Here is a 13,799-nt window from a genome sequence, read left to right as displayed (position 1 = left end):
CGAAGTCGAAGGCGTAAAAACGCAAATGCCACCTTCGGCACGAAGCCGAAGATGGCATTAAAGATCTGCGGTGTCGCCGATGGCCCCTTCGTTAATGACGCGGGCGCAGCGGGAGCGCGTTGGCGTCGTCCGACTGGGCGGCGATGATTTCCGGCGAGAGCGCTTCGGTGCGCGGCAGTTTCCGCGGACGGGCACGCTTCCAGAGCTTCTCAAACGAGGCGAGCGCGAAGACGGCGTTCGTCGCATCATCGCCGTGGTAAAGCTCGAAGGCGTCGCGCTTGGTGGGATCGCGGCGGAGGCAATCGCCGATCCAGACGCGGCTCGAGCCGACGGTGAGCTGTTCGTGGGCCGGTGCGAAGCTCGCCTCGCCGAGAACACGATATTCCACATCTGCGACGTCGAGGAGTGACGGTGACGATGGTTCTTCGACGGTGGTGTCGCCAACGACAAGGAGAATGCGTGCGCCTGCGATCAGGCCATCGGACCAGGCGGCATGAAGCGCGCGCGCGGCCGGGCTATCCGGGTTGCGGACAAAGAGCGTCAGGCAAATTTCACGTGCCGGATCTCCACCGCGGGCAGTGAAGGCCTCGCCGATGAAGTCCTTGAGCCGTGCTTCCTTATCCGTTCGAGACATCATCATTGGCCGCGAAGGTGAAGCGATGCGCATTTATTCTTTCCCATTTCGAGCCGGTCATGTTCGGAGATCGAACTGGCCCCCGCTGGGCATCCGGCGACCCCATTAAGCCAAGAAGAATGTTAAACAAGCGTTGCGGCTCGGTTCCTTTTAAGGCGAACATCGTTATCCCGTTTTCTATCCAACGCTTTTTCATTCGGCGGCGGGTGGGGCGATGCGGCGAATAAAGGCGCGATCGTCGTCCGAGAGCTGATCTTCCGAATGAAATGCGACGATCCGGCCGTGATTCGGAGGGGTGGCGCGATCGGGCTGATCGTCGTCCGCATCGGTTAACACGACCTGCCTTTGCTTATCGAAGGCATGCATAGCGGCTTTCAACGAATCCGGCATAACGGCCTCGCTGACGGGAACGGAAAATGTTGCGGTTTCGCGCTGGAGGGTGACGCTGGCGCGCGGTTCGACGGACCGAGGAATTGTCACGACGGTCGCCGGGCGGGGTTCGGGCAACGGCGGTGGCTCGCTCGGCGTGGCGCGGCTGGTGTTGCTGTTGGCGGCATTGACGGTGACATCCGCTTCCGGATCGGGTTTAGGCGCAGGGCGTCTGATGCGCGGCGCTTGCGGCGGCGAGAATTCCGGTTCCGGGCGGTAGATACCGGCATAGGGGCCGAAGCGCGCTGCGTGTTCCGGGTCGATGGCGCTGTTGGGTCTCGCGCTGCGAATGTCGGCGTCGAATTTTGGACGTGGCGCTGGTTCGTCCGGTTCGAACGCGTCCGTTTCAATTTGCTGGGCGGCGTTGGGCGTGTGCTTTGTTTCCGGCGATGGCGCCGACGGCACGGGCGATGACGGCGCGGCATCATGCTCGTCGATGTCGTGGCGGCGCAACTCGTTGCGTTCGGCGCGGCGGGCGGCGCCCATGACGGCGCCGAGGATGATATCGGACCACGCACCGTTCGTGAACTTATAGACGCGGAACGAGTCCGAGTTCGCAAATTTCGAGCCCTGGCGCGCCAGCCGCTTCTGGACGCTGCCGGTCGTCGGCAGCAGCGTGCGCTTGAAAATCTTTTCGCGCTCGAAGCTCGCGAACAAGTTGGCCAGAAGCTGGGCCTCGACGCGCAGGTTCTCGCGTTCGGCCGGATTGAGACGCGGCGGCGCATCGAGCGGCACGGCAACGTAGTAATCGCCATTCATGTCGAAGACGACATGGCGGAACAGCTCGAAGTTTTCGCGGATCTGCTTGTCGCGGTGAATGTCGTTGAAGCGCGACAGGATTTCGATCACCGGACCGCGCTCGGCGGCTTGCATCTTCGGCACGAGACCGTCGAGACGGCCGCCGGGGCGCTTGCCCATCGAGACGAGGAAGAGACAAAGATCGACGAACAGCGCGACTGCAAGCGGAACATAGTCGCGCTTCGACAAGCCCGCCGCCTGATCGTCGGCGTTGCGCATTTCGGCAGGGTTCTCAACTGATTGTATCGCCTTCTTTTGCAGTTCGCGCAGTTGGTCGGCGGACGGCGGCATCTTGAACGACAGCAGGCCGTAGAAGGTCGTCGTCAGCCGGCGGAAGGCTTCGATGGTCGCTTCCGAGCCTTCGACGGTCGCGATCTCGGGCTTCCGCAGTTCAGGCAGTTGATCGATGGCTTTGACAACGCCGCGGAGCGCCATCTGCAATTGCGGATCGGGGCAGGTGACGGTGCCGTTCCGGCCGTCGCTGAAGGTCGTACGCTCGGCGCGGTCGGCGAGATCGGAACGGATCTGGCGAAGCTGCGGATCGGTGCGGAAGGCGTTGAAGCCCGTCGCCGTCAGGTCAAGCTTGCGTCCAAGCGCGCGCATGAACTCATTACGCGTTCCCGTCTTGGGATCGAACGTAGAGGCGTCGGCCGAGACGATTTTCGTCAAGTCGCCGTTCAGTGCTTCCATATCCGTTTTCACGGCGCCGATCCGACCCTTCACAAAGTCGGAGGCGAAGGAGAAACGCTGAGCATCGTCTTCGCGCATCTTCCGGCGCGGTCCGTCGCCCGGTTTCGAGTTTGGACATGAGGTGCCTTTCGTCTGTTCGAGTTGTGCCTTCTCTGTCGAGACCTGGGTGAGCTGGGTCAGCGTCGCCTGCAATTGTTCGAGCCGTGTCTCGGCGCCGTGCAGCGCGTTCTGGACTTCGGAGACGGCGCTTTCGGCCGAGCGCGTCGCCTCACCGCGGCTTTCGAGAACCTTCCAGTAAAACCCAAAGCCGAATCCGATCGAGATCAGCGACAGGAAGATATAGCCGCCGGCATAGGAAAGTTTCGTGACGAAGGGATGCGGGCGAAAAAGCTGGTCGAGCAGCCAGACGATCATCGTCATCAGCATCGCCACCGAGAAGCCGACGATGACGCGATGGACGATCGGCAGATCGCCCATGTTGGCTTCGATCAGTTCGAGCATGCCGACGTAGGTTGCGACCCAGGACAGCGCGCCGAGTCCGACAATGAGGATGGCGCGCTTCCAGTCGCGGGGAGGCTTTTGCTGCGTGTCTGCTTCGGCGCGTGCGTCTGCATAGAGGCGCAGTGAGCCTGCCTCGCCTCCGCGTTCCGCGCCTTTCCGGTTCATGTCTGCCAACCCTACCCAAGAGAGGCGTCAAGACTCCGCGGCCAGTCGGCGTTTTTGATGGTTAAACTGCGGCTGAGCAATGTCGGACTTCCGGCCGTTTTTCAGCGCGTCGATGAATGGCAGAGTGAGTTTGCATGCTGATATGACGCGAACGCTAAATCTCGGCCTTCAAGTTGGAGAAAGCTCTTCGAAGATATTTGGAGACGGGGTGTGCACCGTTGTCTGCAGCCCAAGCTTCGGTCGCAAGCCGAAGAGCTCCGACCGATGCCATTGCGACGAGCCTGAGGGCCTGCTGTCTTCCTGGCTGGGGCCATAGCGTTATCAAAGCTTGGAAAATCGCTTCTTCCTGTTTGATATATTTTACCTGCTTGCTCGCGCGCAGGGTTTCCGTGGAACGCAAAAGCCGATCAATGACAATGTTGTCGTCCGAGTTGTAAGCGGACGCGAGCTTCAGCATCGCGTTGGCAACGGCATCGAATGGTTCCTGATCCGTGGTTTCCGCCAGCACCGCGGTCCGCAACGTTTCCGCAATGCCCGACTGCCACGCCAGAAGAATGTCTTCTTTCGACGAAAAATACGAAAAAACGGTGCGCCGGGAAATCTCGGCCGCTTCCGCAATATCGTCCAGGGTGGTCTCGTCGTAACCGTTTTTTACGAACAGCGCGAGCGCCGTCTCTGCGATGCGCTGCCTCGTCTCGAGCCGCTTGCGCTCTCGAATTCCAGTATCCTGCGGAGCGGCTTCCTTTTTTTTGTCGTCGGACAATTCCCAACCTTCTTGTAAATTTGCACTCGGTGCAATATCTTTTGCACTCAGTGCAGTTTTGATTTCGAGAAAGGCAAAGATCAGTGCAACGTTGGACCGTTACCGATATGCCTTCTCAACAGGGTCGCTCAGCTATCGTCACGGGTGCCGGCGGACTCGGATTTGAGGATGCCCTAGCACTCGCAGGAGCTAGCGGCGAGGTGATCATCGCCGGACGCAACCCAGAGAAGGGCGAACAGGCTGTCAAAAGGATACGCGAGGACATTCCTGCTGCAAACGTTCGTTTTGAACTTTTGGATCTTGGCGACCTGCGATCCATCGCCGACTTCGGCAGTCGCTTGCGGGCGCAACGCGACAGCCTCGACCTACTGATCAATAATGCCGGGGTGATGATGCCACCGCAACGGCGCGAAACCTCCGACGGGTTCGAACTTCAGATTGGCACCAACTATATTGGTCATTTCGCACTTACTGGCCATCTTCTGCCGCTCTTGAAAAAAGGTAACAAGCCGCGCGTCGTTTCGCTTTCGAGTTTGGCAGCGCGCGACGGCCGCATCGATTTCGAGGACTTTCAGGCGAAGGGGCGCTACAAGCCGATGTCGGCCTACAGCCAGTCGAAGCTCGCCTGCCTTATGTATGCATTTGAATTCGAACGGCGCAGCCTAGCGCAGGGTTGGGGGATCTCCAGCATCGCGGCGCATCCAGGTATCTCGCGGACCGAGCTGTTGCCGAACGGGGCGGGAAGATTCAGCGCCGCGGGCCTCCTACGGTCGCTTGCCTGGTTTTTATTTCAGCCGGCGGCGCAAGGTGCGTTGCCGACGCTCTATGCTGCGACATCGCCATTGGCTGAAGGCGGCTCCTACTATGGGCCCAATGGCTGGAACGAACTGCGGGGCTATCCGGGGCTGGCAGCCGTGCCCGATCGCGCGAAAGATGGCGTCGTCGCATCGAGGTTATGGGCCTTCTCTGAAGCGCTGACCGGCGTCGAATATCGCTAGTTGGTTCCGCCAATCAGGCGCGAAAGTTTTCATGGGCCGTGAGCCGGCGCAGCGTCAGCTATTTCTTTTGTCGGTGTTCGCGTAGCTGCGACCGGCACTCCGCGCCGTCGCGGGAGGAAGTCGCGGCGCGGGTGAGATTTGGCGTCGTCTTCGAGGTCGTGAAGCAAGACGTCGAGCAGGGGTGCTGCGATCTGGGCCGCGTGCAAATGGCGAGCCCAGGGGCGCGATGCGTTTCCGGTCCCGACGAGTACGACATACGAATAAGCGGCGCCGTTCGTGAATTGCAATCCGCCCGAGGCCCAGGTGTCGACCGTCGCGTCGGGGTCCAGCGTGACGGAGGTTCCGGTTTTCGCGAAGTGCACTCGGAGGTCGCCACGGCGTCGCGCGCACCATTTGCTGAGGCTTCTCAGCGTGCCGTAGGATTGTCCGCCGGTCTGATAGCAAAGCGGGGCTTCGAGAAGCGCGCGGATCAAGCCGGTGGCGCCCGGGCGGATCAAGGCTTTCGGGATGATCGCAGGACTCGCCTCGGCCGCTATGCCGGCGCCGCCTTGGCCTTTCTGCGTGTAATCATAAGACGCAATGAGTGTCGGCGGATGGATCGGCTGCGTGTTGCGGCCGATGAGAGACGCGAGAATGAGGCTCGACATGAAGTGGACGCGGCGCGGGGCGGCTGCGACCTGTCCGAGGACGACGGCGGTTGATGGCGGCGTGCCGCCGAGCGCGGCGGCGGGTGGCATCGTGAAACCGAAGCCGTCGATCAGCCGTTTAATCGGCGTTTGTCCAAGTTGCGCGCCGCGAGTGATCAGCGGCGCATTGAGTGAGCATGCAAACGCGACGATGGCTTTGCGGCTGCCGGTGCTCCCGCCTTTAGCGCATGTATCAAGTCCTTGCGCGGGCGCTTGCGGATCGGTGTAGAGACTGCCGGGTCCATCGCGGCCCTGGTTGGCGAGCGCGACGGCCAGGATCATCTTGCCGGTCGAAGCGACCTGTCGGCTTTCGAGTGATGGATCGTAAAAGCCGGTATCGGAGCGGCGGGCTGGGAGCGAGCCGAAGTAGGCCGCGGTCTCGCCGGATTCGTAATAGCGGACGATGTTGCCGTTGCCGTCGGCCGCGACGACGATGACGTTCGGAAGCGTCTTGTCCGCGGTTACCTTTTTCGGATCGAGCGTGAAGGCCGGGTCGATGCGGGAGGCCCATTTTGTGTCCAGAACGGAGAGTTCCGCATCAATCTTATCGCGGAAGGCGAGGTTGTCGCCGATGTCGAAAGTCGTCGTTACGCCGCGGATGTAGTCGCGCCAGGCGAAGCCGTAACGCTGCTTCATCTCTTCGCGGATGCCGAAGCGTGCAGCGGGCAGCAGCAGGTTGGCGCGGATCATCGGATTGGCTTCGGCGCGTTTCATTTCATGCGGCGCGAAGCGTTCGAGGGCGGCTTCGAGTTTTGGTTTGACTTTCGGATCGGGCGGCCCGCCCGCCAGGGCCATCAGCTCGAAGACGACTTTGCGCTGTTCGGCTTCGTCGGTGATGAGCTTTTCGGCGCAGGTGCGGGCACGCACCTCTGTGATGTAGCGCCAGCGGTCGAGGCGGACGGCATTCAAACGGTCGCTACCTTCAAGCAGAATGATCGGCTTGTTGACGGCTGAGGCGAGCACGAACTGCTCGGCAGTCGAGAGGTCTTTTGCTTCCTTGCCGAACACGACCTGGCTCGTGACTTCGACGCCGTGAAGAGGCTGGCCGCCGGTTCGCTGGGCGAGCCAGATGTGGTTCGCGGCCCATTGCTTCAGCAGCGTGTCGTCACCGCCGCGCGTGAGGTCGCGGTAGATGACGGGCGCGAGCCACCATTCCCCGAACTTGCGCCTGAGTTTGTCGATGCCGCTTTCGTCGGCGCTCGGCGGGGTCTTGTAGATGACGCGGGCGAACTGCATCGGCAGTGTCGAGCCGCCGACGCCGAGAGAAGGGCGGCCAGACGCGATCGTTCGCGTGACGGCGGTCACCGGAATTTTCAGGACGCCGAGAAGGTCGATGCCGAACGGATTGAGCGGACCGCCGAGATAACGATCTTCGTGGTACGAGAGGCAGCGCCAGTATTGTTCCGGCACTGTGCGCACGGGGATCGATTTGTGATCGGGGTTTGCGACGTAATCGCCGAGCGCGATGGCGCTGTCGGTATAGTTCACATCTCGCAGGCTATCGAGGCGCGGATCAAAGGTGCCGACGAAGTTACCCTTTGGGTCATAGATCGCTGTCGCGAGCCAGCGCTCGGCGTCGTAGCCGAGTTTGTCGTGCATAGATACATCTCCGAGGTAGCCTCGGATGGGCGCTGCGATATAGACTAGGAGCAGCGCGAAGAAGACGTAGACGATCGCGGCTGTGAAGACGTGACGGAGCGGCCCAAGCTTCGGGTTGAACGCCACCGCCATCATCAGCCAACGCGCAATCCAACGCGGTGCCCAGAGGCAGAAGTCCGCGAGGGCGGTCAGATGCCGCAGAAGACGTAACATCGGTGTCGCAAAGCCGCGCTAATGCCGTCGCCGGGGACGGGCGGCGGCTCAGCACGGATTGTTAGTTGACCTTTGCGGCGTCAACTCAACGGACTCGGGGCGGTTTCGGCGCCCGGAGACGGCAAATATATGGCCTGCGCTGGCAGCCGATAGCTGCAAGCGAGTGATATGACTTGTTGATCGGCAAGCCTGACGGCTCGCCGGATCAGAAGTTGTTCATAAGAATGAAAAGGCCGACGCCAACGGCCGGACCGATGAGGGCCGCAACGACCATCATCACGAATGGTTTCGCCACCATAACTCTTTACCCCGCACTCGAACTTTTAAGTTCTCTCCACTGTTACGCGCGGCCCTAAGCGATGATCCAACCGGTTTGCCCCCTCGGTTGCCGCATCTCAATTCCACTGAAAGGAGCCGCCCCCGATCAGCGCTGCCGGGCATAAACCCCTCTTCCCAGCTTTATCAGGATACAGCCTTGCAAAAAAACTTGACAGGGCCTGCCTCGATTTTGCAGTCGCCGTAGTAGATCAGAGATCACATAGCGATTGATGCTTAACCCATAGGTCAGCGCATCGTTTTCTAATCGGCGATAATTTTGTTTTATGCTGATATATCAGCGTCTTGCCAGGTCATCATGCGGTCATGTTCGCACTCGCGGCGGCAAACTCTGGCCGCGCAACATCACACGCTGTGTCATGTTTTGAAACGCGAATTGAATTTATCTAACGTCGAACAGGCGTAGCTGCCGCTCGTCCGTGCCGCGGGTTTCGGCGGCCAATTGCTCGATCCGGTCGAAGGGCACTTGTTCGGCGCCGATCAGCGAGCGCTGGGCCTTGATCGGCCGGACGAGACCTTCCTGAACAAGGTGGAATTCACCGACGGTTTGGCCCGGCAGCGCCAAGGCTGGGTCGAGGCCCGATTCCGACTGGAAGGCGGCCTTGAGCTTGCGAAGGGCGGTGTCTTCGCGAACGCGGCCGATGAACCAGCTCGTGATCTGGTCGCGGCTCTTATAATCGAGGTCGCCCGGCGACTGAGTGGCGAGCATCAAACCAAGACCGGCGGAACGGGCACGTTTCAGCAAGCTTTGCAGAGGCTCTGCGGTCGCAGGCTTTGCGTTGGCGGGAATGTAAAGGTCGGCTTCGTCGAACATGACGACGGCCTGCAGTTCGTCGTTCGGGTTGCGCTGACAGAAGCGCAGCGCTTCCGACAGGAACTGCGAGACCCAGAACAGGATGTTTTCGTTGTCGCCCAGGAAGCCCGTGTAAATGACTGACAGGCGTGTGCGGTTCGGGCGTTGATAACGGCCGAGGCCAAGCAGGCTTTCCATGCGCAGGCTTTCGCCGCCGCCTTCGAAGAGCGCGGCGTTGCGCAGGCGCAGCGAGTCCAACTGAGCGACAAGATCGCGGCGCAGCTTGCCCGACGGATCCATGCGCTGGGTCTGGTCGGTTAACTCCGGATGCTCGTCTTCGAGCAGATGGATCAGGTCGGCGAGCGTCACTTCGTTGGTCGACAGCGAGCCTAAGATGCGCAGCGCCACGGCGAGCACGCCGGACTGCTTCTGGTGGGTCGCGGAATTCTTCAGATGCAGCATTTCGCCGAGAGCGGCGGCCGACAGGTTTGCCAGCAACTGCTGCTCGTGATCGGGCAACTCGTTGATACCGTTCGGAAGCAATGTAATCGAGATCGGCCGGCCGGATGCGCGACCCGGAGTGTAAACGGCGACGTCAATCGCGTCGGCGAGTTTCTCGCGCTCCGAGCGACGGTCCGGCGTTTCGTTTTCGCTCGAACGCCAGACTTCGGGGTTGGCGTAGCTCGCAAGGTCGCCTTTGCGGTCGATCAGGACCGCGGGAATGCCGCGAAGCAAAAGCTGCTCGATGATTGAGAGCGCCAGGGTCGTCTTACCGGAACCGGAGCCACCAAGGAACGCCGCGTGGCGTTTTAGAACGCTCTTGTTGAGTGTCACGGGACGCGGCCCGCGCATGCCGTTTTCGCGGCCTGCGAGAATGCTCGCGCCGTAGCTGCCGTCTTCGTCGAGGATGACAGACATCGGAAGGTCGTCATCGTTGGCGGGAAGACCAGAGTCGTTGCCGTTCGGGTTCGCGCCGCGCGCCTGTTCGTTGGACAGCATGTCGAAGCCGTCGAGCGACGACTGCGGGTCGTCCATCTCTTTGGCGACGAGGCGGGGCACCGGGCGGCCGAGCAGATCGAGACGCAAAAGGTGCGTGATCGAGATCAGGCTGGACAATGGCTTTGCGCCTTCCAGCCATTGCGTCATGCTCGCATCGCCGCGATGATGCGCGGTGAACTCTCGTACCGTCATCATGCGTTCCCACTCGGGGATCGGCACGAGAAGCTGACGGCCGCCATTTTCGCGGAATTTCCGGAGCGCCTGGGCCGTCTGGTTTTTCGAGTTCGGGGGGAAGTCGCTCGCGCGGAGCATGAAGCAGGGCTTGCCCTGCATCGATGTCAGCACTTTGTCGAGCTGGCGCTTCAAGGCGCCGCCCTGAGTTTTCCCGTTGCAGATGAAAATGCGCACGTCGTTGGCAAATCCGGTGCGGTGACGCACGGTGAGATCTAGCGCAGGCAGCTCGTCGCCGAGTTCCAGCCTCTTAGTCGTGATCTCGATCGCCCTATTCCATTCTTCGCGTGCGAGCTGCAGGGCGCCGGACAATATATCGACGAGTTCGCCCTCATCGGCGGGCATTTCGGCTTCGCTCTCGTTGGCGAAGCGTTCCCACATTTCGCGGAATTGGACGGCCGACAATGAACCCGGCGCATCGGGTTCGTCGTTGAAGCCGATTGCCTGACCAAGCGCTTGCGCCAGTGTCGAGATGAAGGACGGACGCTCGGGTTCCGGCTCGCGGTCATCGCCTTCGGTCGAGGTCGCTTCGCGCAGGCGCGATTGGGCGTGCTCCAACAGGCGACGCGTCGACAGGCCGCCGAACTCTTCGAAGAACTGCGGGCCGAAGAATTGCGAGGCATCCGGGAAGCTCAAGCCGTCGCCGTTGACCTCGGAATGATAGGCAAGACGCTTCGATATTATGAGGCGCGCTTCTTCCGGCGTCCGGCTTTCGCGCAGCAGGACGGGACCGGATTTCTCGATGCGGTCGATGTAGGACTGCGCAACGAGGCTGCGCACCTCGCCGTAGAAATCTTCAAGGCACGAAATGATGATGATGGCGTTCGTCAGCCGGTTGGCGATCTGGATGAGATCACGCACTGCGCGCTGAAAACGATCTTCGGCGTTGTCGAAGAAGCGCAGGTCTTCGACCTGATCGATGCAGAAGACGAGCGCGGCGCGGTCGACCGTCCAGACGAGTGCGCCGAGCGCCTTGATGATCTCGAAAGCGCGATCCTCGCCGTCGTTCGGGTCGAGCGCGCTGACGGCTTCGTGCGCAATCGCCGTCAGATTACGGCCGTTGAGATATTGGCGCACGCGCTGGTCGATGCGCGGATCGCGGCGCTGCAGATAGAGAAGCGCGCGCACGATGTTGATGTCGAGTTCCTGGGTTTGGAACTTTTCGCAGGCGACGATCTGGTCGGCGAGACGCAGAATGAGCTGTGCGAGTTGCTTGTCGTCGAGCGTGTCGTCGCGGAGCTTGTCGAGGTCTTCGGAAGAGATCACCTCGGAATCGAGCACCATCCGGTTCGTCAGCCGCGACAGGGCGGATTCGCCGAAGCGATCCGGATCGTAGGGTTTTTCCAGCGAGTGCACGAGGCGCCGCAGATAGAAATCGGCGTAGTTCTGCACGTCGGGCGTCATCTGCGCGTAGCCGAAATAGCTTTGGCCCGTGCGATGCGAGTCCGTTCTGAGTGCGCGCAGAAGATGGGTTTTTCCGGCGCCCGACTGGCCGTGAAACAACAGGATGCGATCCTGCATGTGATAGCCGCGGCCCGAGGTGACGGCCGTCAGCAGATCGTTGAATTTCTGGCGCGCCTTGGCGTGAATTTCCGGTACGTCGACCGGGTCAGCGCGCCAAAGATCGTCTTCCCAGGTGATCGAATGCTCGAATGCCTCGCTCAGCTTGTCAGGCGCGAGCGAGGGGGCGAACGTCGACTGTTTGAGGGAAGCGCCTTCAACACCCATTGATCTAATCGAAATGCCTTCAATCTTGAACGCGCACAAAGTGCCAGACGGTGTTCTTGTAGAGGATCTTGGAATCCTCGAGCGATTTGAGATCGCGACCGTCTTTGAGATCAGCGGTCGCTAGTTCAAGCCGGCCAGAGCGATGGGCTTCCGCGAGCATTCCTTTGAACGCAATCTCGGATAAACCCCAGTCGGGTCGTGCGTTGCGAATCGCCTTCCATACCAAAGAGATAAACGCCTTCCGGTTGCCTGGCCAGCCCTCCGCGACAGGACGTGCCGCATCAACAACAGCCTGACAAAATTCCTGCATGTCGGGTGGCGAGACAACTCGCGGTTCAGGCGGCGGCTGGGTTTCGTCGAGCGGCAAACGATCGTTGGCGGGGAGCGGAGGTGGCGTGCGCACGGGAGGACGTTTCGGCGGTTCGGCACGCTGTTGCGGCGGACGCGACGTCTCGGCGCGGGCATTTTCCTCCTTCGGCGCGAGAAGGGTGCGAAGCAGCGCAAGTTCGAGCGCCGCAAGGCTGCCTTCGCGGGCGCTGACAATTTCACATGCAAGCTGGATGACGAGCTTGCCGTCGGTCGAGATTTCGCGTGGCGAGCGGAAAAGCTGACCGGCGAGCAGGCGTCCGGCTTTGGCGGGCAGGCCCGCGCTCTTGCCGAAGCCGGTCTTGATCTTGTTTCCGAAGGCGCGTTCGAGCGCGATGATAGCCAGCTCGGAACGGAGATCGGCGGGCGAGAGAACGCGCGCTGTCGTCTTGCCGAAGTGCCGTTGCACGATGAGCGCGGCGAGGCCCTCGGGCCGGGCCAAGCCCTTACGGATCGATGGCGTGTCGCTGGCTGCGAGCGCAGCGAGGACGAGCGACGTCTTGGCGTCGCTCCAGGTCGCAGGGAAGGTGCGGGATGCGGCGAAGCTCGCCTCTGCAACCTGGCGTCCCTTGTCGGTGGCGGTCAGCCGGCCGCCCTTCGCCTCTGAGACGAGCTGAGCGCCGGCGAGCGTGCTGAGCGCCAGTTCGGCGGAGCGGCGGAATTCCAGGCCGGAAATCTTCGATGCCAGCAATGGCGCAACGTCTCGTTGCAGATCGGCGCGCGTTGCACTGCCGACCGCGATGCGCAGTAGCAAGAGATCTCGGACCGTGAGGAGCGGCGATGGCTCGTCGTCGGTCTTCAGCTCCGAATGTTCGATGGCTGCAGTCATCGAAAGGTCTCTCCTGGCGCGAATCAAATGCGCTGTCGCGACAACTTTGATGATTGGTCCAGCACTTCCAAGAGCCGGTCGACAAAGACCCACAGTGAGGGAAGGTCGGCGCAAATACTCACAAGCGCTTGCTGCGCCAGCCTTTCGCCGTGCGGCGGTCAAAATCGCGACACCTTGTTGGCGCGATCATTGAGGCGGGGCGGGACAGAGTTTCGTTGAGGGTTCCGGTGTCATGATTGGCTCTCAGGCGTCGCGGCGTCGCGCCAAATGCTGCGAGTCGCATTTCATTAGCGTTAACGCCCAGTTAACGGATTTCCGGCAATGCTGACGTCAGCCGCACGTTTCGTGCCGGGAGTTGCCAGAATGTATCGCGTTGCGCTCACCGCCGGGCTCGTAACCGCACTCGCCGGTTGTAGCCTCGGCTCGTCTTCTATCTCGTCAGGATTTACGGAACCCGAAACGACGTCTTCTGTGTCGCCGTCGTCGTATCTGTCGGCGCCCAAGAGCGTCGGACTTGGCGGCGAGCCTTCGACGTCGCGCGGCACGCAGGTCGCGATGCTGGATAAGGCGCCGGCTGGAACCTACGAACGGGCGGAGCCGGGCGTTCTTTCCAATCGCGACTATTCGCACACCGCGCTCAGCGCCGAGATGGCGCGCGACGTCATCAATGCCTATCGCAAGAAGTACGGGCTGAAGCCGTTAAAACTCAATGCGGAACTCACCGAGGCGGCGAAGGCGCATTCGCGCGATCTCGCGAAGTGGGATCGCATTTCGCATTACGGGTCTGACGGCTCCAATCCGTGGGACCGCGTGAAGCGCACGGGCTATAAAGCGCGCTTGACGGCGGAGAACGTCGGCACGGGCCAGATCAACTTCAACGAAGTGATGAAGGGTTGGGAAGAAAGCCCCGGCCACAACAAGAACCTGCTGACGCCGGATGCGACCAGCATGGGTATTGCGCTGGTGCAGGATCCGCATACCGAGTTCAAGTCGTTCTGGACCCTCGTTATCGCCGCGCCGATGTAGGAGTTTTATTTTGGC

The 13,799-nt window shown here is 61.2% G+C and carries 8 protein-coding genes; 2 read left to right on the top strand and 6 right to left on the bottom strand.

The window, feature by feature from the left end; genetic code table 11:
- Positions 1 to 91: 91 nt before the first annotated feature.
- From RLW55_RS03455 to RLW55_RS03445, 3 genes are all read right to left on the bottom strand, one after another.
- A complete protein-coding gene (locus RLW55_RS03455) occupies positions 92 to 667 on the bottom strand; it encodes a hypothetical protein (RefSeq protein ID WP_423415585.1) in 576 nt (191 codons plus the stop codon).
- A gap of 159 nt (positions 668 to 826) precedes the next feature.
- Positions 827 to 3,217 carry a hypothetical protein gene (locus RLW55_RS03450; protein ID WP_423415584.1) on the bottom strand — a complete coding sequence of 797 codons (2,391 nt, stop codon included), beginning with the start codon at positions 3,215 to 3,217 and terminating at the stop codon, positions 827 to 829.
- A 154-nt stretch (positions 3,218 to 3,371) separates the two neighbouring features.
- Positions 3,372 to 3,980 (bottom strand): TetR/AcrR family transcriptional regulator, encoded by a 609-nt coding sequence (locus RLW55_RS03445; RefSeq protein ID WP_423415583.1) that lies wholly within the window; start codon positions 3,978 to 3,980, stop codon positions 3,372 to 3,374.
- A gap of 83 nt (positions 3,981 to 4,063) precedes the next feature.
- On the opposite strand from RLW55_RS03445, the gene RLW55_RS03440 reads away from it, so the two are divergent.
- Entirely contained in the window at positions 4,064 to 4,978 is a 915-nt protein-coding gene (locus RLW55_RS03440) for an SDR family oxidoreductase (RefSeq protein ID WP_423415582.1), read from the top strand.
- Positions 4,979 to 5,007: 29 nt separating this feature from the next.
- On the opposite strand, the gene RLW55_RS03435 is transcribed toward RLW55_RS03440, so the two are convergent.
- From RLW55_RS03435 to RLW55_RS03425, 3 genes are all read right to left on the bottom strand, one after another.
- The gene (locus RLW55_RS03435; RefSeq protein ID WP_423415581.1) at positions 5,008 to 7,476 is read right to left on the bottom strand and encodes a transglycosylase domain-containing protein; all 2,469 of its coding nucleotides are present in this window, start codon (positions 7,474 to 7,476) and stop codon (positions 5,008 to 5,010) included.
- A 718-nt stretch (positions 7,477 to 8,194) separates the two neighbouring features.
- Positions 8,195 to 11,563 carry an ATP-binding protein gene (locus RLW55_RS03430; protein ID WP_423415580.1) on the bottom strand — a complete coding sequence of 1,123 codons (3,369 nt, stop codon included), beginning with the start codon at positions 11,561 to 11,563 and terminating at the stop codon, positions 8,195 to 8,197.
- A gap of 19 nt (positions 11,564 to 11,582) precedes the next feature.
- Positions 11,583 to 12,758 (bottom strand): hypothetical protein, encoded by a 1,176-nt coding sequence (locus tag RLW55_RS03425; protein WP_423415579.1) that lies wholly within the window; start codon positions 12,756 to 12,758, stop codon positions 11,583 to 11,585.
- Positions 12,759 to 13,079: 321 nt separating this feature from the next.
- Between RLW55_RS03425 and RLW55_RS03420 the strand changes: the two genes are divergently transcribed.
- A complete protein-coding gene (locus tag RLW55_RS03420) occupies positions 13,080 to 13,784 on the top strand; it encodes a CAP domain-containing protein (protein WP_409561861.1) in 705 nt (234 codons plus the stop codon).
- Positions 13,785 to 13,799: the final 15 nt, after the last annotated feature.

This window comes from Hyphomicrobium sp. B1, from assembly GCF_049532635.1.
In the GTDB taxonomy this organism is placed as follows: Bacteria; Pseudomonadota; Alphaproteobacteria; order Rhizobiales; family Hyphomicrobiaceae; genus Hyphomicrobium_B.
This window is presented reverse-complemented; position numbering and strand designations above follow the sequence as displayed.

Bases quoted from the DNA above. Each gene is read 5' to 3' on its own strand.
- RLW55_RS03425 (WP_423415579.1), bottom strand. From the start codon at position 12,758: ATGACTGCAGCCATCGAACATTCGGAGCTGAAGACCGACGACGAGCCA.
- RLW55_RS03455 (WP_423415585.1), bottom strand. From the start codon at position 667: ATGCGCATCGCTTCACCTTCGCGGCCAATGATGATGTCTCGAACGGAT.
- RLW55_RS03450 (WP_423415584.1), bottom strand. From the start codon at position 3,217: ATGAACCGGAAAGGCGCGGAACGCGGAGGCGAGGCAGGCTCACTGCGC.
- RLW55_RS03420 (WP_409561861.1), top strand. From the start codon at position 13,080: ATGCTGACGTCAGCCGCACGTTTCGTGCCGGGAGTTGCCAGAATGTAT.
- RLW55_RS03435 (WP_423415581.1), bottom strand. From the start codon at position 7,476: ATGTTACGTCTTCTGCGGCATCTGACCGCCCTCGCGGACTTCTGCCTC.
- RLW55_RS03430 (WP_423415580.1), bottom strand. From the start codon at position 11,563: ATGGGTGTTGAAGGCGCTTCCCTCAAACAGTCGACGTTCGCCCCCTCG.